General features: G+C 73.4%; 19 protein-coding genes and 1 pseudogene. 15 read left to right on the plus strand and 5 right to left on the minus strand.

Annotated elements, in window-relative coordinates:
• Positions 1 to 42: 42 nt before the first annotated feature.
• Both AMK18_RS32290 and AMK18_RS32295 read left to right on the plus strand, forming a co-directional pair.
• Positions 43 to 642 (plus strand): Rv1733c family protein, encoded by a 600-nt coding sequence (locus AMK18_RS32290; protein WP_073865593.1) that lies wholly within the window; start codon positions 43 to 45, stop codon positions 640 to 642.
• Between the two features lie 174 nt (positions 643 to 816).
• A complete protein-coding gene (locus AMK18_RS32295; RefSeq protein WP_073865594.1) occupies positions 817 to 3,240 on the plus strand; it encodes a right-handed parallel beta-helix repeat-containing protein in 2,424 nt (807 codons plus the stop codon).
• On the opposite strand, the pseudogene AMK18_RS32300 reads toward AMK18_RS32295, so the two are convergent.
• Positions 3,213 to 5,497: pseudogene (locus AMK18_RS32300) on the minus strand (hypothetical protein); the annotation flags it as partial. The gene AMK18_RS32295 and the pseudogene AMK18_RS32300 overlap by 28 nt on opposite strands.
• A gap of 240 nt (positions 5,498 to 5,737) precedes the next feature.
• Here AMK18_RS32300 and AMK18_RS32305 point away from each other — a divergent pair.
• Together AMK18_RS32305 and AMK18_RS32310 are read left to right on the plus strand one after the other, a co-directional pair.
• The gene (locus AMK18_RS32305) at positions 5,738 to 6,571 is read left to right on the plus strand and encodes a DeoR/GlpR family DNA-binding transcription regulator (RefSeq protein ID WP_073865595.1); all 834 of its coding nucleotides are present in this window, start codon (positions 5,738 to 5,740) and stop codon (positions 6,569 to 6,571) included.
• Between the two features lie 48 nt (positions 6,572 to 6,619).
• Entirely contained in the window at positions 6,620 to 7,072 is a 453-nt protein-coding gene (locus AMK18_RS32310) for a hypothetical protein (RefSeq protein WP_018102761.1), read from the plus strand.
• A gap of 4 nt (positions 7,073 to 7,076) precedes the next feature.
• On the opposite strand, the gene AMK18_RS32315 is transcribed toward AMK18_RS32310, so the two are convergent.
• Positions 7,077 to 8,213 (minus strand): PLP-dependent cysteine synthase family protein, encoded by a 1,137-nt coding sequence (locus AMK18_RS32315; RefSeq protein ID WP_018102760.1) that lies wholly within the window; start codon positions 8,211 to 8,213, stop codon positions 7,077 to 7,079.
• Between the two features lie 227 nt (positions 8,214 to 8,440).
• On the opposite strand from AMK18_RS32315, the gene AMK18_RS32320 reads away from it, so the two are divergent.
• The 6 genes from AMK18_RS32320 (at position 8,441) to AMK18_RS32345 (ending at position 12,083) form a co-directional block, all read left to right on the plus strand.
• Positions 8,441 to 8,782, plus strand: coding sequence for a hypothetical protein (locus tag AMK18_RS32320; RefSeq protein WP_018102759.1), 342 nt, complete (start codon positions 8,441 to 8,443; stop codon positions 8,780 to 8,782).
• A gap of 186 nt (positions 8,783 to 8,968) precedes the next feature.
• Positions 8,969 to 9,487 carry an ATP-binding protein gene (locus AMK18_RS32325; protein WP_026171477.1) on the plus strand — a complete coding sequence of 173 codons (519 nt, stop codon included), beginning with the start codon at positions 8,969 to 8,971 and terminating at the stop codon, positions 9,485 to 9,487.
• A gap of 85 nt (positions 9,488 to 9,572) precedes the next feature.
• On the plus strand, positions 9,573 to 10,148 hold the full coding sequence (locus AMK18_RS32330; RefSeq protein ID WP_073865596.1) for a TetR/AcrR family transcriptional regulator: 576 nt from the start codon (positions 9,573 to 9,575) through the stop codon (positions 10,146 to 10,148).
• A gap of 29 nt (positions 10,149 to 10,177) precedes the next feature.
• Positions 10,178 to 10,576 carry a (R)-mandelonitrile lyase gene (locus tag AMK18_RS32335; RefSeq protein ID WP_073865597.1) on the plus strand — a complete coding sequence of 133 codons (399 nt, stop codon included), beginning with the start codon at positions 10,178 to 10,180 and terminating at the stop codon, positions 10,574 to 10,576.
• A gap of 11 nt (positions 10,577 to 10,587) precedes the next feature.
• The gene (locus AMK18_RS32340; protein WP_073865598.1) at positions 10,588 to 11,169 is read left to right on the plus strand and encodes a DUF4865 family protein; all 582 of its coding nucleotides are present in this window, start codon (positions 10,588 to 10,590) and stop codon (positions 11,167 to 11,169) included.
• On the plus strand, positions 11,163 to 12,083 hold the full coding sequence (locus AMK18_RS32345) for a phosphotriesterase family protein (protein WP_073865599.1): 921 nt from the start codon (positions 11,163 to 11,165) through the stop codon (positions 12,081 to 12,083). Before AMK18_RS32340 ends, AMK18_RS32345 begins: the two co-directional genes overlap by 7 nt.
• 15 nt (positions 12,084 to 12,098) lie before the next feature.
• On the opposite strand, the gene AMK18_RS32350 is transcribed toward AMK18_RS32345, so the two are convergent.
• Positions 12,099 to 13,313, minus strand: coding sequence for an ROK family protein (locus tag AMK18_RS32350; protein WP_018102753.1), 1,215 nt, complete (start codon positions 13,311 to 13,313; stop codon positions 12,099 to 12,101).
• A gap of 144 nt (positions 13,314 to 13,457) precedes the next feature.
• On the opposite strand from AMK18_RS32350, the gene AMK18_RS32355 reads away from it, so the two are divergent.
• The 3 genes from AMK18_RS32355 (at position 13,458) to AMK18_RS32365 (ending at position 15,932) form a co-directional block, all read left to right on the plus strand.
• Positions 13,458 to 14,681, plus strand: a complete 1,224-nt coding sequence (locus AMK18_RS32355; protein ID WP_073865600.1) for an MFS transporter — start codon at positions 13,458 to 13,460, stop codon at positions 14,679 to 14,681.
• 80 nt (positions 14,682 to 14,761) lie between these two features.
• The gene (locus AMK18_RS32360) at positions 14,762 to 15,133 is read left to right on the plus strand and encodes an SCO4225 family membrane protein (protein WP_073865638.1); all 372 of its coding nucleotides are present in this window, start codon (positions 14,762 to 14,764) and stop codon (positions 15,131 to 15,133) included.
• Between the two features lie 43 nt (positions 15,134 to 15,176).
• Positions 15,177 to 15,932: a maleylpyruvate isomerase family mycothiol-dependent enzyme gene (locus tag AMK18_RS32365; RefSeq protein WP_073865637.1), complete on the plus strand. Its 756-nt coding sequence runs from the start codon at positions 15,177 to 15,179 to the stop codon at positions 15,930 to 15,932.
• A gap of 14 nt (positions 15,933 to 15,946) precedes the next feature.
• On the opposite strand, the gene AMK18_RS32370 is transcribed toward AMK18_RS32365, so the two are convergent.
• On the minus strand, positions 15,947 to 16,660 hold the full coding sequence (locus AMK18_RS32370; protein WP_073865601.1) for a TetR/AcrR family transcriptional regulator: 714 nt from the start codon (positions 16,658 to 16,660) through the stop codon (positions 15,947 to 15,949).
• Positions 16,661 to 16,799: 139 nt separating this feature from the next.
• Here AMK18_RS32370 and AMK18_RS32375 point away from each other — a divergent pair, with 139 nt between their 5' ends.
• Entirely contained in the window at positions 16,800 to 17,258 is a 459-nt protein-coding gene (locus AMK18_RS32375; RefSeq protein WP_073865602.1) for a nitroreductase/quinone reductase family protein, read from the plus strand.
• A 50-nt stretch (positions 17,259 to 17,308) separates the two neighbouring features.
• Here the strand turns inward: AMK18_RS32375 and AMK18_RS32380 are convergent, their stop codons facing one another.
• The gene (locus AMK18_RS32380; protein WP_079199379.1) at positions 17,309 to 18,523 is read right to left on the minus strand and encodes a geranylgeranyl reductase family protein; all 1,215 of its coding nucleotides are present in this window, start codon (positions 18,521 to 18,523) and stop codon (positions 17,309 to 17,311) included.
• 184 nt (positions 18,524 to 18,707) lie between these two features.
• On the opposite strand from AMK18_RS32380, the gene AMK18_RS32385 reads away from it, so the two are divergent.
• Positions 18,708 to 20,072 carry a dipeptidase gene (locus AMK18_RS32385; RefSeq protein ID WP_073865604.1) on the plus strand — a complete coding sequence of 455 codons (1,365 nt, stop codon included), beginning with the start codon at positions 18,708 to 18,710 and terminating at the stop codon, positions 20,070 to 20,072.
• Positions 20,073 to 20,103 lie beyond the last annotated feature (31 nt).

Raw genomic sequence — 20,103 nt, forward strand, 5'->3', positions numbered from 1 at the left:
GCGGGCACGGGTGCGGAAGGGGGTGCGGGGACTGTGCGAGCGATGGCGGGCGTCTGGCGTTGGCGGCGCAATCCGCTGCGCCGGGCGACGGACCGGTGCGAGGCGTGGCTGGCCCTGGCCGCGTTCCTGATGCTGATGCTGGCGGTCCCGGCGGTGGGCTGGCTCTGCGGGGCCCGGACGGACGCGGCGCTCCAGGCGGCGGTGCGCGCCCAGCGGGCGGACCGTCACCTCACCGCGGCCGTCGTGGTGCGGCGGGTGGCCGGTGCTCGTTATGCCTCCGATCCCGAGATATCCGGTGGCTCCATGAGGCGGACCGAGGTGGTGGCCCGGTGGCACACCCCGGACGGCGCGGCCCGCACGGCGAGGGTGACGACCGCCTCGCGCAACGCGTCGCCGGGAGCCCGGGTCCGGATCTGGACCGACGGCCGAGGCGCCCCGGCGCTGCGGCCGATGGACCTGCCGACGGCGCACACGCATGCCGCGCTCGCCGGCTTCGGCGCCGCGATGCTGTCCGCCCTGCTGATCGAGTGCGTCCGGCGCCTGATCCTGCGCCGCATGACCTGGCGGCGGTACCAACGGCTCGACCGGGCCTGGGCGGCGGTCGGCCCGGACTGGGGCAGGACGGGCACCGGCAGCAGCTGAGGTGTGTCCGGGCAGCCGCCGGGACCTGCGCATCGGGTCAACTCCCGGCGTCCGCGCGCGCTACGGTGGACCGGCCCGCCCGTCGCTCTCCGGCAGGCGGACCCCGGCTGGTCGCTGCCGCGAGGCCGGTGACACGGGCACCACACACGCACGAGGCGGGGGCACGACAGCGCCATGGCACAGGGCACGGTCCAGGTGACGCACACCGGCACATCGCGGTGGCGGCGCCGCACGGGCGAATACGCCTCCCTCACCGCGGCGCTCGAAGCGGCGGCGGACGGTGATGTGCTCACCGTCGCGCCCGGCACCTACCGGGAGAACCTGGTCATCGCCCGCGCGGTCACGCTGCGCGGCCCCGAGGGCTCCGTCGGCTCCGTGCGCATCGCCCCCGCCGACGGGGTGCCGCTGACGCTGCGCGCCTCCGCCGTCGTCCAGGACCTCCATGTGGAGGGGCAGGACTCGGCGGCCCCGGCGGTGCTGGTCGAGGACGGCGCACCGGAGATAGCGGACGTACGGATCGTGACCCGCTCGGCGGCCGGTGTCGAGGTGCGCGGCGCGGCCCGGCCCACCGTGCGCCGGTGCACCGTCGACAATCCGGCCGGCGTCGGCATCGCCGTGCTCGACGGCGCGGGCGGGGTGTTCGAGGAGTGCGAGATCGTCTCGGCCGGGCAGTCCGGAGTCGCCGTGCGCGACGGCGGGCACCCCCGCCTCGACCGCTGCCGGGTCCACCACGCCTCGGGGGCGGGCCTGTCCGTCACCGGCGAGGGCAGCGGCCTGGAGGCGCTGGGCTGCGAGGTGTACGAGATCAAGGGCAGCGGGATCCAGGTGACCGCCCGCGGCTCCGCCCATCTCACCGACTGCACGGTGCACCGCACCTCGGCGGACGGCGTCACGCTGGACACCGACGCGGTGCTCACCCTTGCCGACTGCGACATCCACGACATCCCGGAGAACGCGGTGGACCTGCGTTCGCGGGCGGTGCTGACGCTGACCCGCTCGACGGTGCGCCGCTTCGGCCGCAACGGGCTCTCGGTGTGGGACCCGGGCACCCGGGTGGACGCCAACCAGTGCGAGATCCACGACAGTACGGGCGACTACCCGGCGGTCTGGGTCAGCGACGGGGCCACGGTGATACTGGATTCGTGCCGGGTCCACGACGTGCCGGACGCCCTGTTCGTCCTGGACCGGGGCTCGCGGGCCGATGTCGTGGACAGCGATCTCTCCCAGGTCCGCAACACCGCGGTCTCGGTCAGCGACGGGGCGACCGCCCAGCTGGACGACTGCCGCATCCGGGAGGCGTCGACCGGCGCCTGGTTCCGGGACCACGGCAGCGGGGGCACGCTGAACAACTGCACCGTCGACGCCGCGCAGACGGGCGTGATCGTCACCAAGGGCGCCGACCCGGTGATCGAGCGGTGCACGGTGACCTCCCCCGCCGAGGCCGGGTTCTATGTGTCCGCCGAGGGCCGGGGGACGTTCAACGGCTGCCGGGTCACGGGCAGCGAAGGCTACGGCTTCCATGTGATGGAGGGCTGCCGGACGACGCTCACCCGGTGCCGCACGGAGCGGTGCGCGCGCGGCGGTTACGAGTTCCCGGAGGGCACCGGCTCCGGGAACGGCACGGGAAGCGGGCCGGTCGTGGAGGACTGCACGAGCGACGAGAGCGGGCTGCGCACCGCCACTCCCCCGCCGGCCCCGGTTCTGACGGCCACCCAGGCCTCGCCCGGGCTGCTCGGTTCGGTCCCCGCCCCGCGCCCCGTGGAAGCGGAGCCGCCCGCCGAGCCCGCGCGCACCTCCGGGGAGGTCCTGGGCGAGCTCGACGCGCTGGTCGGCCTGGACAGCGTCAAGCGCGAGGTGCGGGCGCTCACGGACATGATCGAGGTGGGCCGCAGGCGCCGGGAGGCGGGCCTCAAGGCCGCGTCGGTCCGCCGCCATCTCGTCTTCACCGGTTCCCCGGGCACCGGAAAGACCACGGTGGCCCGGCTGTACGGGGAGATCCTGGCCGCGCTCGGGGTGCTGGAGCGGGGCCATCTGGTCGAGGTGTCCCGGGTCGACCTGGTCGGTGAGCACATCGGCTCGACCGCGATCCGTACGCAGGAGGCGTTCGACCGGGCGCGTGGCGGGGTGCTGTTCGTGGACGAGGCGTACGCGCTGTCGCCCGAGGACTCCGGCCGGGACTTCGGCCGGGAGGCGATCGACACGCTGGTGAAGCTGATGGAGGACCACCGGGACGCGGTGGTGGTCATCGTCGCCGGGTACACCCAGGAGATGGAGCGGTTCCTGACCGTCAACCCCGGGGTCGCGTCCCGCTTCTCGCGGACCATCACCTTCAGCGACTACGAACCGGCCGAGCTGCTGCGGATCGTGGAGCAGCAGTCGCAGGAGCAGGAGTACAGCCTGGCGTCGGGCACCGGTGAGGCGCTGGTGAAGTACTTCACGGAGCTGCCCAAGGGTCCCGCCTTCGGCAATGGGCGCACCGCTCGCCAGACCTTCGAGTCGATGGTCGAGCGGCACGCCGGCCGGGTCGCCCAGCTCGCCGATCCGAGCACGGACGACCTCACCCTGCTGTATCCGGAGGACCTCCCGGAACTGCCCTGACGTCCTCGCCGACGGGCTCCGCCTGCTGGGGCAGGACGGGGTCGAGCCGTTCCAGGAGGGCGGCGCGCTCCTCGGCGAAGACGGGGTCGGCCTGGTAGTCGGAGTGGCCGAGCACCGGCTCGGGCAGCGGGTGTTCGGGCGTCCGCCCGTAGACCAGCGGGTCCCTCAGGGGGCCCCGGTCGACCTCCGGGCCGGATTCCTCGCCGAGCCGGATCTCGCCGCCGATGGGATCGGTGGCCCGCCACAGATTGCGCCAGCAGTGCACGGAGCGGTGCAGCCCGTGGAGTTGCCCGGCCCCGAAGTAGGCCGGGAACCAGCGGCCGTAGAGCCGTTCGATCGGCGATCCGTACGTGAGCAGGGCGACCCGGGAGCGGGTGCGGGCGGGCAGTTGCCAGACCGCGGAGGCCGCGAGGACGCTGCCCTGGGAGTGGCCGGAGATGACGAGCCGGCCCCGGGTGCGGCCGGTCCAGCCGGACATGCGGGAGGCCAGGTCGGGCACGGCGCGCTCCGCGTAGCAGGGCGGGGCGAAGGGGTGGGCGGCGCGCGGCCAGAACGTACCGACGTCCCAGAGGATGCCGATCGTGCGCCGGGCGGACGCGTCCCGGTAGGCCCGCCTGCCGCAGGCGACGAAGACGAGGAAGCCGAAGCCGATCAGCCAGGAGCCGGTGGACTGGGCCGCCTCGGCCACCGATTCGAGGAACGGGCCGCTGCCGTCCAGCGCGAGTCCGGGGACCTCGCCGGTGGCCCAGGACCCGGCGACCGCCCCCGCGCCCAGGAACAGGGTGGCGCCGGAGACGATCCCCACCACGCGGGGCGCCGCGTCGGTGAGCGCGGCCGTGGCCCGGATGCGGGCGATCCGCTTGGTCCGCGACGGATCGGGGAAGCGTTCGCCGTACTCCGCGTCGACCACGGGCTCCAGCCGCCGGGCCGCCAGCCAGGTCCGCAGGCCGAGGACGGCGCCCGGCACCAGGAGCAGCGCGAGGAGGACGGGGATGACCGACGCCTGCCAGCTGAGCAGCACCGGCGGCCCCTCTATCAGCGCGCTGCGCCCCATGCCCGGGCTGCCGGGTCCGTCGAGCCAGTCGGCGACGCGCTGGGCGACGCCGCCGGTCATCACGCCGCCCAGCGCGCACGCGAGCATCGCGACGGCCGGTCCGCCGAGGCCGCGCAGGACGGTGCGGGGCTCCGGGCACCGCCGGTACAGGTAGAGGGAGATCGCTGCGAGGAGCACCACCAGGACGCCCTCGGTGACGCTGACCGCCCGGAACAGCGTGGTGTCGCCGGGGAGTCTCCCGGAGGAGGTCCAGCCGGGGCGCGACCAGGCGGCGTGGACGGCGGCGAGGACGAGGAGGGCCAGCGCGGCGCCGGGCAGCCAGGTGATGACCGCCCGGTCGAGCCGGTTGTCGAGGCGCCGTTCGCTGCGGCCCCGGCGGCAGACCACCCAGAGCACGACGACGAGCCCGAGGGCGAGGGCCCCCTCGATGAGCCGGCCCAGGAGCGGGGCCACCGGTCCGGTGACGGCGCGGTCGTGGCGGGCTGCGGCCTCCGAGACGGCCGCGGCGACGGTGAGGAAGCCGGCGGCGGTGTGGGCGGCGCGCAGCCGGGCGACGAGGCGGCGCCCGTACCAGAATCCGGGCCGTCCGAGCGCGGGGCGGACGGGTTCGGCGGCGGGGGCGGGGCCGTCGTCCCCCTCGATGTCGTCCGGCTCCGCCTCGGTCAGCGGGCGCTGGGACTCGTAGGCGCTCCAGGTGCGGTTGGACAGGAACCAGAGCAGCCCGACGAGCGCGGCCGGGACCAGCGCGGCCAGGGCGAGGCGGCGGCCGGGCTGGGACCACCAGCCGCCCTGCTCGGCGGAGAGGAAGCCGAGCCAGGAGCGCTTCTCGGAGCAGGCGGCGACGCCCGCGCACTGCCAGGCGGTGAGGTCGAGGGCGACCTCGCAGGCGGCTGCGGTCAGCAGCACGGTGAGGCTGAGCGCGATGAGCCGCACGAGGACGCCGTACACCCGGATCGCGCGGGGGCGGCGCCGGGCGGTGGGGCGCATCCAGTGGGCGAGGTTGATCACCATGAACGGGAGCAGCACCAGCCACAGCGCGCGGGAGCCGTTGCCGGAGGTGAGGTTGGACCAGCAGTACGCCTCGGCGATGGGCTTGTCGCGGTACCGCTCGGGGTGCTGTTCGGCGTCGACGTCGGCGGAGCGCCGGTAGATGGCCGCGGTGGTGTCGCCGGTGACCCGGACCGTGCGCGGGTCGGTCAGCATGTCCTGGGGGGTGGTCCCGCCCACCCCGTGGACCAGTAATTCCAGCGCGGGGCCGGGGCTGCGCGGGGCAGGGGTGGGAGGGGGCACGTGCGTCTCGCTCTCGCAGGGGGAAGGCGGCTGATGGCCGGTCACCGTTACTGACGAATCTCCCCCGGGCAGGGGTCCGCGACACCGGGCGTGGCAGGATGACTCCGTCGATACGGACTCCTGTACGGCCAGAGGGAAGGGCGAGGCCCGGCGTTGAGCGAGAATCAGAACCTGCTCGCGGAGCAGCGGCGCGCGCTGATCCTTGACGAGGTGCGCCGGCGCGGCGGGGTGCGGGTCAACGAGCTGACCCGGAAGCTGAACGTCTCGGACATGACCGTCCGCCGGGATCTGGACGCGCTGGCCCGGCAGGGCGTGATCGAGAAGGTGCACGGCGGTGCCGTGCCGGTGGTCGAGGCGAGCACCCACGAGCCCGGTTTCGAGGCGAAGTCGACCCTGGAGCTGACCGCCAAGGAGGACATCGCCCGGGCCGCCGCCGCGATGGCGGTGCCCGGCAGTGCGATCGCCCTGTCCGGGGGCACCACGACGTATGCGCTGGCCCAGCATCTGCTGGACGTGCCGGACCTGACGGTCGTGACGAATTCGGTGCGGGTCGCGGACGTGTTCCACGCGGCGCAGCGGCCCGGCACTCCGGGCGGCCGTCCGGGGGCGGCGACGGTCGTGCTCACCGGCGGAGTGCGTACGCCCTCCGACTCGCTGGTCGGACCGGTCGCGGACCGGGCCATCGCGGCGCTCCACTTCGATGTGCTGTTCCTCGGGGTCCACGGGATCTCGGTGGAGGCGGGGCTGTCCACGCCCAATCTGGCGGAGGCGGAGACGAACCGCCGGTTCGTGCAGTCGGCGCGCCGGGTGGTGGTGGTCGCCGACCACACCAAGTGGGGCACGGTCGGTCTCAGCTCGTTCGCCTCGCTGGACGAGGTGAGCACGTTCGTCACGGACGCGGGGCTTCCGGCGGGGGCCCGGGCGGAGATCGAGGAGTATCTGCCGGGGCTGCTGGTGGCGGGCGACGCCGGGCCCGCCGAGGGCTGAGCATTCCGCTCCGCTCGCGGCAGGGCGTTCACACCCTAGGATCTCGGTGTGGCCGTGTTCCGGATCGAGCGTTTCACCTCCTTGCCCGCAGCCGAGTCCTGGCGCCGGGTGACGGACTGGGAGCGGCATGCCGCGCAGGTGCCGCTGACCGTGATCACGGTGCCGACGGGCCTGCCGACCCGGGTCGGGACGGTGTTCGTGGCGCGCACCGGCGTGGGTCCGCTGGCGTTCGACGATCCGATGGAAGTGGTCCGCTGGTCGCCGCCGGCCGGGAGCCGGGCAGGGATGTGCCGGCTGGAGAAGCGCGGCCGGGTGGTACGGGGCCGCGCGTCGATCGACGTGTATCCGAACCGGTCCGGCTCCCATGTGGTGTGGGTGGAGGAGATGAGCGTACGGCTGCTGCCGCGCTGGGCGGACCCGGTGCTGGCCGGTGCCGGGAAGCGGGTGTTCGGCCGGGTGCTCGACGCCATGCTGGACCGCCCGGCGGGCCGGTACGGCTGAGGTCTCACGCCTCCGGCCAGTCGCCGGTGGCCAGGAACCGGTCGATGGTCCGGGTGTACGGGGTGATGTCGAGGCCCTGCGCGGTCAGCCAGGAGTCCGAGTAGTACTTGTCGAGGTAGCGGTCGCCGGGGTCGCAGATCAGGGTGACGACGCTGCCCCGCTCGCCCCGGGCGACCATCTCGGCGATCAGCTTGAAGGCGCTCCACAGCCCGGTGCCGGTGGAGCCGCCCGCCTTGCGCCCGATGGCCCGTTCCAGGGCGCGCACGGCGGCGACGCTCGCCGCGTCGGGGACCTTCATCATCCGGTCGATGGCGCCGGGGACGAAGCTGGGCTCCATCCGGGGCCGGCCGATGCCCTCGATGCGGGAGCCGCAGTCGCTGGTGGCGTGCGGGTCGTGGTGGGTCCAGCCGTCGAAGAAGCAGGAGTTCTCCGGGTCGGGCACGCAGATCCGGGTGTCGTGCTGCATGTAGTGCACATAGCGCGCGATGGTCGCGGAGGTGCCGCCGGTGCCGGCGGTGGCGACGATCCAGGTGGGCTCGGGATAGCGTTCGAGCCGCAGCTGCTGGTAGACGGACTCCGCGATGTTGTTGTTGCCCCGCCAGTCGGTGGCCCGCTCCGCGTAGGTGAACTGGTCCATGTAGTGGCCGCCGGTCTCCGCGGCGAGCCGGGCCGATTCCTCGTACATCCGGCGCGAGTCGTCCACGAAGTGGCAGCGCCCGCCGTGGAATTCGATGAGCCGGCACTTCTCGGGGCTGGTGGTGCGGGGCATGACCGCGATGAACGGCACGCCGATCAGTTTGGCGAAGTACGCCTCCGAGACGGCGGTCGAGCCGCTGGACGCCTCGATGACCGGTTTGCCCGGCCTGATCCAGCCGTTGCAGAGCCCGTAGAGGAAGAGCGAACGCGCGAGCCGGTGCTTCAGGCTGCCGGTGGGGTGGGTCGACTCGTCCTTGAGGTAGAGGTCGATGCCCCAGCTCTCCGGCAGCGGGAAGAGCAGCAGATGGGTGTCGGCGGAGCGGTTGGCGTCGGCCTGGACCTTGCGGACGGCCTCCTTGAGCCAGGCGCGGTAGGCCGGGTCGGAGCGGTCGACGTCGACGGTCGGCGCGGCTGCGCCGCCGTGTCCGTGCTCGGTGGTGTCCATCTGCGCGCTTCTCCTCGTACGACCGGTCTCGGCGGGGCCCACGATATGCCCCCCACCTGCACAAACGTTGACTTTGATGGTCCATAGCAGTGCCTTGGTGTCGCGGCCGGGCCGCTGTGCTCCCGCACGGCCCGAATGCGCCGTTTACGTACCGTCCCGCTCTGGTGCACACGCCCCGGGATGGGCACACTTCGTCTCAGAGGCATGACGAAGGGGGCGAAGGGGCCATGTCGGAAACGGAGTTCGGGGTAACGGGCGTGACGGAGTTCAGCGCGACCGGGGTGCGCATCGACCGGTGGGCGCGCTCGGTCACCAGGGCGGGGCAGGTGACCGTGAAGGACGGGCGGGTGGCCCTCCTGACGAGTTACGGGCGGGAGATCGACAGCGCGCCGGTGGGCACGGTGAGCGCGGGCAGACCGTGGTTCGCGGGGTCGGACGCCACGGTGGCGCGGGTCAACGGGACGCGGTACCGGCTGACGATGCGGCGGCCGGACGGCAAACCCGGTGACACGGCGCCCTCGCACCGGTTCCTGGAGGCGCTGTACAGCGCGGGAGGGCGTCGCTCCTGAGACCGGTGGGGCGCGGGACACCGCGAGTTGCGGAGCCGTATGCCCTGAGCGACATTGGAGTCACGTCACTCATGGTGTACCGGCGGTGACACTGTGATCCAGGCCGCCGGCCCGGACTCAGCAGCGAGCCATGTGCTGGATCCGTTCCTTCGTCTTCTTCCGGACCTATTTCGGGGAGTCGCAGCCGTGATCAGCGAGCCAAGCAGGCACTGCACGGTGGAGCTCCAGGCCCTGCCGTCGCGGATCGGTCAGGTCCGCAGAATCATTTCGGCGCAACTGCGCTACTGGCATCTCGATTCTCTGATCGACCAGACAGCGCTGGGCGTCACCGAGCTCCTCACCAACGTCCACCGGCACGCACAGCCGGACAAGTCATGCACCGTCGAGATCGAGCTGCTGCTCGAACGGCTCACGGTGTCCGTCCACGACCACGATCCACGGCTGCCGACCGTGCGGGAGGCCGACGACTCCAGCACGTCGGGGCGCGGGCTGGCGCTGATCGCCGCGGTCAGCGAGAGCTGGGGCGTGCGCCCCCGGGGCGGCGCGGGGAAGGTCGTGTGGTTCACGCTTCCCGCACCGGCACCGCTCACCCCGCCGTCGCACGTGGTGTACGGGGCGACCACCGACGGGCCGTTCGACCTGAGCGTCCTGAAGCACCTGGAGGGCTCACCGCCCTCGGCGTCGCGATCGGCCGTGGTGGGCTGACACGACGTGAACGGGGCATCCCCTGCCGGGGGTGCCCCGTTCACGCATGCGTGGCGAAACGTTTCCGCATTCTGTACCTACTAGTATGTACACTGTCCGCATGAGCACTCCGGACCGTCTGATCGAAGCCACCCGGGAGCTCCTGTGGGAGCGCGGCTACGTGGGCATGAGCCCCAAGGCCATCCAGCAGAACGCGGGGGTGGGCCAGGGCAGCATGTACCACCACTTCACCGGCAAACCGGATCTGGCCCTCACCGCCATCCGCCGCACGGCCGACGAACTGCGCGAGACCGCCGAGCGGGTGCTCGACGCGCCCGGAACGTCGTACGAGCGGATCGCGGCCTATCTGCTGCGCGAGCGCGATGTGCTGCGCGGCTGTCCGGTGGGGCGGCTGACCATGGACCCGGACATCGTCGCGAACGACGAGCTGCGGGAGCCGGTGGACGAGACCATCGCCTGGCTGCGCGGCAGGCTCGCCGGCATCGTCCGCGAGGGCGTCGACCGGGGCGAGTTCGCCCCCGGCGTGGTGCCCGAGGACATCGCCGCCTCGATCGTCGCGACGGTGCAGGGCGGCTATGTGCTGGCCCGCGCCTCGGGTTCGACGGACGCCTTCGACGCGGGCGTACGGGGACTGCTCAGCCTTCTCGCCCCGCCCGCCTGACCCATCGACCCCTTCAGGAGCAGCCGCACATGCACATCACCAGGAACCGCCCCGACACCGGACAGGGTCCCTCCGCACACTTCAACGGCACGGTGTGGCTCGATGAGATCGCCGCCCCCGAACCGCCGTCCCGACTGCGGATGTTCAGCGTCCACTTCGCCCCGGGCGGCCACACCTCGTGGCACACCCACCCGCACGGCCAGGTCCTGCACGTCACCGAGGGCGAGGGCCTGGTGCAGCGCAGGGGCGGCCCGGTCGAGACGATCCGGGCCGGGGACACCGTGTGGATCGAGCCGGACGAATGGCACTGGCACGGGGCGTCGCCGCGCACGTTCATGACCCATCTCGCGGTGGTCGAGGCCGCCGAGGACGGCAGCACCATCCACTGGCACACCGACGCACACGTCGCCGACTACCCGGCGACCTGAGGAGCCCTCCGATGCATGCCATGCAGTACGAGATCACCCTGCCCGCCGATTACGACATGGGCGTCATCCGCCACCGGGTGGCGACCCGGGGCCATCTCCTGGACGACTTCCCGGGGCTCGGGCTCAAGGCGTATCTGATGCGGGAGCGGGGCGAGGACTCCCCGGTCAACCAGTACGCGCCGTTCTACCTGTGGACCCGGCCCGAGGGCATGAACTCCTTCCTCTGGGGCCCCGGATTCCAGGGCATCGTCCAGGACTTCGGCCGCCCCGTGGTCCAGCACTGGACCGGGCTCGCCTACGAGGAGGGGCCCGCGTCGTCCGCACTCCCCCGGTCGGCGACCCGCCACCGCTCGCCCGTGCCGCCGTCGGTCTCCCCCGCGGACGCGGTGGAAGCCGCGCTGGAGGAGAGCCGCAGGCTCGCGAAGGCGCCGGGCGCCGTCGCCTCGGCGCTCGCGGCCGATCCCCGCCACTGGGAGCTCCTGCACTTCACGCTCTGGGACCACGACGCCCCGGCCGCGCCCGGCGAGCGCTACCAGGTGCTCCACCTCAGCCGCCCCGAGCAGGACCACATCACGAGGGGACGCCAGTGGTAGCCGCCGTCCGTACCGTCCTCGGGGACATCGCCCCCGGGGAGCTGGGGGTCTGCGACGCCCACGACCACCTCTTCCTGCGCAGCCCGATGCTGCCGGGCCAGGAGCTGGACGACCCGGAGTCGGCGGCCGGACGGCTCCGCGCCTTCCACGCGCTGGGCGGCCGGACCGTGGTGCAGTGGACGCCGCACGGCATGGGGCGCGGGGCCGGTGCGCTGGCCGCGCTGTCCCGGGCGACGGGCACGCACGTGGTCGCCGCGACCGGGCTGCACCAGGCGGCGCACTACCCGCCGGAACTGCTGGACCGGATCAGGGACGACCTCGCCGCGCTGTTCGTCGCGGAGCTGACCGAGGGCATCGGCACCACCGGGGTCCGGGCGGGCCTGATCAAGGTGGCGGGGGCCTTCCACACGCTCGACGCGCACGCCCGGCTCACCATGACCGCGGCGGCCGGGGCCCATCACCGCACGGGCACGCCGATCGCCGTCCACCTGGAGCTGGGCACGGCCGCGCTCGACGTCCTGGACCTGCTGTGCGGGGAGTTGGGCGTCCCGCCGCACCGGGTGATCCTCGGCCACCTCGGCCGCTCCCCGGACGGGGCGGTGCAGCGGGAGGCGGCGCGGGCGGGAGCCTTCCTGGCGTTCGACGGGCCGTCGCGGGCCAACCACGCGACGGACTGGCGGCTTCCGGAGGAGCTGGCGGAGCTGGCAGGTGCGGGGTTCACCGGGCAGTTGCTGCTGGGCGGTGACACGACGGTGCCGGAGACCCCCGGCATGCCGTTCCTGCTCCGGCGGCTGCGGCCCCGGCTCGAAGAGGTGCTGGGCGCCGAGGCGATGGAGACGGTGCTGGTGGCGAATCCGGCGCGGGCGTTCGCGTTCGAGGCCCCGGTGGTGGGCGGGTTCCCGCCGGGCCCCTGAGCCCGGCGGAAGCCCTCAGGTCAGCGCCCCCAGCGGGTCGTCCAGGACCGGCTGCCAGGCCAGTTCCGCCGCCCCGACCAGGCTGTTGTGGTCGAGGGTGCACGGCAGGATCGGCACGCTTCCGCTGCGGCCCCACAGGCTGCGGTCGGCCACCACGGCCCGCAGCCGCTCGGGGTCGGCGTCGAGCAGGGCGCGGTGCAGCCCGCCGAGGATGATGCGGTCCGGGTTGAGGATGTTGACGAGACCGGCGAGCCCCAGGCCGAGCCGGTCGATCAGCTCCTCGGCGGCGGTGCGCACGGCCGGGTCCCCGTACTCGTTGCGCAGCAGGTCCCCGGACTGCTTGAGCAGCGACTCCTCGGGGCCCGGGGTGCGCCCGGCGGCGGTGAGGAAAGCGAGCGGGTCGGTCTCGACGTCCAGGCAGCCTCGCCCGCCGCAGTGGCAGGGGCGCCCCTCGGGGTTGACGGTGAGGTGGCCGACCTCCAGGGCGAGGCCCGAACTCCCGGTGTGCAGGCGGCCGTCGAGGACGAGCGCCCCGCCCACGCCCCGGTGTCCGGTGGCGACGCACAGCAGGTGCTGGGCCTCGCGCCCCGCGCCGTGCCGGTGTTCGGCGAGGGCCGCGAGGTTGACGTCGTTGCCGGTGAACGCCGGTCCCTCGATGCCCGCTTCGCGTACGCAGGTGGCGAAGATCTCGCGGACCGGGGCACCGGCGGGCCAGGCGATGTGGAGCGGGTTGAGGGCGGTGCCCTCGGGCTCGGCGACCGCCGACGGCACGGCGAGCCCGGCGCCGACGCAGCGCAGTCCGCTCTCCCGCAGCAGCCGTGCGCAGTGGTCCACGACCTCGCCGATGACCTGGGCCGGGTCGGCGGTGATGGTGACGCTGCCGGGGGCGGTCGCGACGAGCCGGCCGCCGAGGCCGACGAGCGCGGCGCGGAAGCCGTCCGCGTGCACCTGCGCGGCGACGGCGACCGGGCCGGACTCCCGTACGGCCAGCCGGTGCGAGGGCCGGCCCTGCGAACCCGCCGCCGAACCGGGGCTGGAGTCGACCCGGATGAGGCCGAGGGCTTCCAGCTCGGCGGCGACCGCGCCCGCCGTCGCGCGGGTGACCCCCAGCTCGGAGGTGAGGACGGCGCGCGTGGGCGCCCGTCCGGTGTGGACGAGTTCCAGGGCGGGTCCGAGCGCGCTGCGGCCCCTCTCCAACTTCGTCCGGGTGGTGGTCGCCTTGCCGTTCATGGGGGCGAGTCTCCCATGATCCGGAGGTGCTTCCGACGCCGTGGTGGCCGGCTTGCCCCGGGTGCGCGCCCGGGGGCCTCGCACTTCGGGCCGGGCGGGACATCCGTCTTGCACCGGCCGCCGGGCCACCCCTATGCTGAGTTTGTGCCGCAACTAAACAAACTGCGGACGGCACTCCCGGGGGACCTCGGCGGCAACACCGCCACGCTCTCCTCGGCCCGTCTCCGTACCGCGCTGACCGTGTTCTTCGCCCTCGACGGTTTCCTCTTCGCCGGCTGGGTGGTCCGTATCCCGGCCATCAAGCACCAGACCGGCGCCTCGGCCGCCACCCTCGGCCTCGCGCTCCTCGGCGTCTCCGCCGGTGCCGTGATCACCATGACGCTCACCGGCCGGCTCTGCCGCCGGTTCGGCAGCCACGCGGTGACCGTGGCCTGCGGTGTTCTCCTCTCGCTCAGCATCGCGCTGCCCGCCCAGACCCACTCGGCCCTCTCGCTGGGGCTCGTGCTGCTGGTCTTCGGCGCCGCGTACGGCGGGATGAACGTGGCGATGAACAGCGCCGCGGTGGATCTGGTCGCCGCCCTGCGCCGCCCCGTGATGCCCAGTTTCCACGCCGCGTTCAGCCTCGGCGGGATGCTCGGCGCGGGGCTCGGCGGTCTCGTCGCGGCCGGTCTCTCGCCCGCGGTGCACCTCTCCCTCCTGACCGGAATCGGACTGCTCGTCACCGCGCTCGCGGGCCCGGTCCTCCTGCGGTACCCGGCGCCCGTGGTCCCGGAGCGGGCGGACGCCCCGTCCGCCGCCCGGTCCGGGCAGCGGCTGTCCGGGCGGGCGCGCAAGGTGGTGCTGCTGTTCGGCCTGATCGCGCTCTGCACCGCGTACGGGGAAGGCGCGCTGGCCGACTGGGGCGCCCTCCACCTGGAACAGGACCTGCACGCCCGTCCCGGGATCGCCGCCGCCGGATACTCGCTGTTCGCGCTGGCCATGACGGCGGGCCGGCTCAGCGGCACCGCCCTCCTCGAACGCCTCGGGCAGACCCGCACGCTGGTGGCGGGCGGCGCCACGGCGGCCGCCGGGATGCTCCTGGGCGCGCTCGCCCCGACCGCCTGGCTGGCGCTGCTCGGCTTCGCGGTCACTGGGATCGGTCTCGCCAACATCTTCCCGGTGGCGGTCGGCCGGGCCGGTGAGCTGGCCGGACCCGGCGGGGTCGCGGCGGCCTCGACGCTCGGTTACGGCGGGATGCTGCTCGGGCCGCCCGCGATCGGCTTCCTGGCCGACTGGTTCTCGCTGCCGGTGGCCCTGACCACGGTGGCGGTACTGGCGGGTGCGGCGGCGGCCCTGGGCTACGGAGCCCGCAGGGCGGCACACACCTGACCGAATGAGTAGCGGTACTCAGGCAGGAACGATTCCCCGCGCGCACGATGGAGGGACAGCCGTCCAAGGGGGAACACACCATGAACAAGCCGTCCATCGACCAGCAGTCGCTCCGCACGCTCGCACGGCTCACCTTCGGGAACGCCGCGTCCCTGGTCTACCTGGGCGCGGTCGCCGCGGCCGCCGTGTTCGTCACCGTGGACACCCTGCTGGTCACCCATGACGACGCCTCGTTCGCCGGTGTCTGGCTGTTCCTGCTGGCGGCACCGACCGTGTTCCTGTTCCTGCTCGGCGGCTCGATGGCCGGGGCGGAATCCTTCGGCCCGGCCTGGTTCATGTACCTGGCGCTGACGGTGTCCGTGCTGGTGCAGTCGCTGGCGCTGGGCTGGTTCGTCCGGCTGGTACGCGGCGGTGCCCGCCGGAGCCGCACGGCCCACCCCCAGGGAGCCTGACCGGACGGCCCTCCGGGCCCCGCCCGGCTGGCACAATCCGTCCATGAAGATCACGGAACACATAACGGCCCTGGCCGCCGAGGGCCGCCTGCTGGCGGACGCGGCCGGTGAGGCGGGCCCCGGGGCCCCCGTGCCGACCTGCCCCGACTGGCAGGTGCGCGACCTGCTCAGGCACACCGCGATGGTGCACGCCTGGGCCGCCGCCTTCGTCCGCGAGGGCCACACCTCGTACGTCCCCGACGGCGGCGAACCGGAGCTGGACGGACCGGAGCTGCTGGCCCACTTCCGCGCGGGGCACCGGCTCCTGGTGGAGACGCTGGAGAAGGCGCCGCGGGACGTGGAGTGCTGGTCGTTCCTCCCGGCGCCCTCGCCGCTCGCCTTCTGGGCCCGCCGCCAGGCTCATGAGACGACGATCCACCGGGTGGACGCCGAGTCCGCGCGCGGTGGCGAGCTCTCCCCCGTCCCGCCCGCCCTCGCGCTGGACGGCATCGACGAACTGCTGCGGGGGATGCACGCCCGCCCGAAGAGCCGGGTGCGCACCGGGACCCCGCGCACGCTGCGGATCCGCGCGACGGACACGGACGCGGTGTGGACCGTACGGCTGTCCGCCGAGGCGCCGGTGGCGGTGCGCGAGGAGGCGCCGGACCCGAAGTCCGCCGTGGACTGCGAGCTGAGCGGCCCGGCCGGGACGCTCTACCTCGCCCTGTGGAACCGGCTTCCGCTCACGGCCCTCACGGTGACGGGCGACGAGGAGCCGGCCCGGATCTGGCGCGACAACTCCTCGATCACCTGGTCGTGACGCGGTAGCCGGACTCAGCCGCGCGGGCCCAGGAGGCCCACCGTGCGGGCGAGTTCCGTGACGGCCTGGCGGAAGAAGACCTCGCGGGCCGCCACCACCCGGTTGAACTGGCCGAACACCTCGAAGGAGATCAGCCCGAACAGCTGGGACCAGGCCGCGACCAGCGGGGCGGCCACCGCCGGAGCCAGCCCGGGGGCCACATCGGCGGCGAGCCGTTCGGCCTCCGGGCGCAGTTCGTCCGGGAGCGGTGGAAGCGCCAGGCCCTCGTCGCGGCGGGCCTCCTCCACGATGCCGATGAGCACCATGCCGACGCGTGCGGCGGGGCCGACGGTGTCCTGCGGCGCCGAATAACCGGGCACGGGCGAGCCGTAGATGAGCGCGTACTCGTGCGGGTGGGCCAGCGCCCAGTCGCGTACGGCACAGGCGACCGCGACCCAGCGGGTGAGACCGGTGACGGGGGCGCCGGGTGACGCGGCGGCGGCGCGGTGGGCACGCTCGGCGGCCTCCCCGACCGCGTCGTACGCGTCGACGATGAGAGCGGTCAGCAGGTCGTCCCGGCTGGGGAAGTAGCGGTAGAGGGCCGAGGAGACCATGCCCAGCTCGCGCGCGACGGCGCGCAGCGACAGCTTCGCCGCGCCCTCGGCGGCGAGCTGCTTCCTCGCCTCGTCCTTGATGGCGGCGGTGACCTCGATACGGGCCCGTTCCCTGGCTCCCCGGATAGCGCTCATAGGGCTCAGTCTGCCATGCGCGCAGAGCAGCGACCAATAACGAGAGCAGTGCTCTTGCTTTTGAGCGCCGCTTCCGTGCACACTGATCTCAAGCGAGAGCACTGCTCTCGAAAATGTTCTCCACCGTGGGGGTCACACCATGTCGCAGACGCAGCCGTACTACCTGCAGGGCAGCCCGCTCAACGTCCGCTTCAACAGCCTGGTCGGCTGGCTCGCGCGGCACGGAATCAGCCTGCTCGGCTCGCAGGAGCTGTCGGTGCGGGGCCGCAAGAGCGGCAAGATGCAGCGCGTCCCGGTCAACCCGCACACCTACGAGGGTGTGCGGTACCTGGTCTCCGCCCGGGGGCACTCGCAGTGGGTGCGCAACATGCGGGCGGCGGGCGGCGGGGAGCTGCGCCGCGGCCGCAGGACGCGGCCGTTCTCGGCGGTGGAGATCGCGGACGACGCGCACAAGGCGACCGTCATCCGCGCGTACCTGGAGCGGTGGGGCTGGGAGGTCAACCAGTACTTCCAGGGCGTCACGGCGAAGTCCACGGACGCCGAGATCCTGGCGGCCTGCCCGGACCACCCGGTCTTCCGGATCAGCGAGGAGGGCTGACGCACCGGACGGCGCGTCAGCCCTCGTGGAACCGGACCGCGGAAGCGGCCCTAACGGTCCATCGCCGAGAGCGCCCGCTGGGCCAGCGGGTGCGAACGGACCAGCTCGGCCAGCGAGGTCGTGCCGCGCGTGATGCCCGCGAACGCGTTCCACGCCGGGCGGAAGCCCGTCAGGACGGCGTGCAGCACGCCCGGGCGCCGCTCGAACAGCTTCAGCATGCGCCGGCCCACGCTCATCTCGACGCCGAGCCCGGCCTTGATGGCGAAGGCGTAGTTGAGCGCCTGGCGGCGGGCATCCACCGCGTCGTGCGCCTCCGCGACGCGCACCGCCCACTCACCGGCGAGCCGTCCCGAGCGCAGCGCGAAGGAAATGCCCTCGCGGGTCCACGGCTCCAGCAGCCCGGCCGCGTCACCGCACACCAGCACCCGGCCGCGCGAGAGCGGGGAGTCCTCGCTGCGGCAGCGCGTGAGGTGGCCGGAGGAGATCTTCGGCTCGAAGCCGGCGAGGCCGAGCCGCGCGACGAAGTCCTCCAGATACCGCTTGGTGCCGGCGCCGTCGCCGCGGGCGGAGATCACGCCGACCGTCAGGGTGTCGCCCTTGGGGAAGACCCAGCCGTAACTGCCGGGCATCGGGCCCCAGTCGATGAGGACGCGGCCCGCCCAGTCCTCCGCCACGGTGGGCGGCACCGGGATCTCCGCCTCCAGGCCGAGGTCGACCTGGTCCAGCTTGACCCCGACATGGGCTCCTATCCGCCCCGCGCTGCCGTCCGCGCCGACCACCGCACGGGCCAGGACGGTCTCGCCGCCGGCCAGCACGACCGCGACCGTGCGCCGGTCGGGCACCGCGGCACCGTGCTGCTCCACCCGCGAGACGGTCGCCCCGGTGCGCAGTTCGGCACCGGCCTTCTGCGCCTGCTCGACCAGCCCCGCGTCGAACTCGGGGCGGTTGATGAGGCCGAAGAGCATCCGCTTGGAGCGGCGGGTGCGCGCCAGTCTGCCGTTGAGCGAGAAGGTGACCGCGTGGATCCGGTCCTTCAGGGGCAGTTCGAACCCGGGTGGCAGGGCGTCGCGCGAAAATCCGATGATGCCGCCGCCGCACGTCTTGTAGCGCGGCAGCTCCGCCTTCTCCAGGAGCAGTACCTTACGGCCGGCGACGGCCGCCGCGTATGCCGCGGAGGCTCCCGCCGGTCCGGCGCCGACTACGACGACGTCCCACACGGACGACTCTTCGTGCTCATGTCCGGCGTCTGCGTTCTCGCTGCTCACGATGTGCTTCTGCTCCCGATCCGACCAGTGGCCCAAGCTGCTCACGGCATCCTACGGCGCGTTGTGGCCGAGAACCGCTGTGGGAGGATCGGCCGAGTCTCCGACGTACCCGCGACGCCGCACTCCAGGCGGGCGAGTAACCGGAAACGTACACATAACGTCGCACCTACCAGGAGCGTGCCCCATGACCGGCCACCCGATTCCCGAGACCATCGCCTCGCTGATGCCCCGCGCCAAGGCGGAGCTGACCGAGCTGGTGGCCTTCCAGTCGGTGGCGGACCCCGCGGTCTATCCGAAGAGCGAGTGCGAGGGCGCCGCCGAGTGGGTCGCGGCCGCGCTGCGCGCCGAGGGCTTCCAGGACGTGGCCCTGCTCGACACCCCGGACGGCAGCCAGTCCGTCTACGGCTTCCTGCCCGGGCCGGAGGGCGCGCCGACCGTGCTGCTCTACGCGCACTACGACGTGCAGCCGCCGCTGGACGAGGATGCCTGGATCTCCCCGCCGTTCGAGCTGACGGAGCGTGACGGGCGCTGGTTCGGCCGGGGCTCGGCCGACTGCAAGGGCGGCTTCATCATGCATCTCCTCGCGCTGCGCGCCCTGAAGGCGGACGGCGGGGTGCCCGTCTCGGTCAAGGTGATCGTGGAGGGTTCGGAGGAGCAGGGCACCGGCGGTCTGGAGCGGTACGCCGAGGCGCACCCCGGGCTGCTGGCGGCCGACACCATCGTGATCGGCGACACCGGCAACTTCCGGGTGGGGCTGCCGACCGTGACCTCGACGCTGCGCGGCATGACGATGCTGCGGGTCCAGCTGGACACGCTGGAGGGCAACCTGCACTCCGGCCAGTTCGGCGGTGCCGCGCCCGACGCGCTCGCCGCGATGATCCAGCTGCTCGCCTCGCTGCGCGCCGAGGACGGCTCGACCACGGTCGACGGGCTGACCGCGGACGAGGAATGGGACGGACTGCAGTACCCGGAGGAGGAGTTCCGCAAGGACGCCAAGGTCCTCGACGGGGTCGGGCTCATCGGCACGGGCACGGTCGCCGACCGGATCTGGGCGCGGCCGGCCGTCACCGTGATCGGCATCGACTGCCCGGCCGTGGTCGGCGCGACCCCCTCCGTGCAGGCGAGCGCCCGCGCCCAGATCAGTCTGCGGGTGCCGCCGGGGCAGAACGCGGACGAGGCGACGAAGCTGCTCACCGCGCACCTGCTCGCGCACACCCCGTGGGGCGCGAAGGTCTCGGTCGATCAGGTCGGCCAGGGCCAGCCGTTCCGCGCGGACATCGCGAGCCCGGCGTACACCGCGATGGCCGACGCCATGCGGGTCGCGTACCCGGGCCAGGAGATGCAGTCCTCCGGCATGGGCGGCTCGATCCCGCTGTGCAACACCCTGGCCGGGCTGTACCCGGACGCGGAGATCCTGCTGATCGGGCTCAGCGAGCCGGAGGCGCAGATCCACGCGGTGAACGAGAGCGTGTCGCCCGAGGAGCTGGAGCGGCTGTCGGTGACCGAGGCGCTGTTCCTGCGCAACTACGCGGCGTCCAAGGCGGTCTGAGTCCTCGTCGGGCCCGGGCTACGCGTTGAGC

Source organism: Streptomyces sp. CB01249 (assembly GCF_001905735.1).
In the GTDB taxonomy this organism is placed as follows: domain Bacteria; phylum Actinomycetota; class Actinomycetes; order Streptomycetales; family Streptomycetaceae; genus Streptomyces.

Coding starts and splice junctions, on each gene's coding strand:
- AMK18_RS32290 (WP_073865593.1), top strand. CDS start 43: ATGGCGGGCGTCTGGCGTTGGCGGCGCAATCCGCTGCGCCGGGCGACG.
- AMK18_RS32295 (WP_073865594.1), top strand. CDS start 817: ATGGCACAGGGCACGGTCCAGGTGACGCACACCGGCACATCGCGGTGG.
- AMK18_RS32315 (WP_018102760.1), bottom strand. CDS start 8,213: ATGGACACCACCGAGCACGGACACGGCGGCGCAGCCGCGCCGACCGTC.
- AMK18_RS32320 (WP_018102759.1), top strand. CDS start 8,441: ATGTCGGAAACGGAGTTCGGGGTAACGGGCGTGACGGAGTTCAGCGCG.
- AMK18_RS32330 (WP_073865596.1), top strand. CDS start 9,573: ATGTACACTGTCCGCATGAGCACTCCGGACCGTCTGATCGAAGCCACC.
- AMK18_RS32335 (WP_073865597.1), top strand. CDS start 10,178: ATGCACATCACCAGGAACCGCCCCGACACCGGACAGGGTCCCTCCGCA.
- AMK18_RS32340 (WP_073865598.1), top strand. CDS start 10,588: ATGCATGCCATGCAGTACGAGATCACCCTGCCCGCCGATTACGACATG.
- AMK18_RS32350 (WP_018102753.1), bottom strand. CDS start 13,313: ATGAACGGCAAGGCGACCACCACCCGGACGAAGTTGGAGAGGGGCCGC.
- AMK18_RS32360 (WP_073865638.1), top strand. CDS start 14,762: ATGAACAAGCCGTCCATCGACCAGCAGTCGCTCCGCACGCTCGCACGG.
- AMK18_RS32365 (WP_073865637.1), top strand. CDS start 15,177: ATGAAGATCACGGAACACATAACGGCCCTGGCCGCCGAGGGCCGCCTG.
- AMK18_RS32370 (WP_073865601.1), bottom strand. CDS start 16,660: ATGAGCGCTATCCGGGGAGCCAGGGAACGGGCCCGTATCGAGGTCACC.
- AMK18_RS32375 (WP_073865602.1), top strand. CDS start 16,800: ATGTCGCAGACGCAGCCGTACTACCTGCAGGGCAGCCCGCTCAACGTC.
- AMK18_RS32385 (WP_073865604.1), top strand. CDS start 18,708: ATGACCGGCCACCCGATTCCCGAGACCATCGCCTCGCTGATGCCCCGC.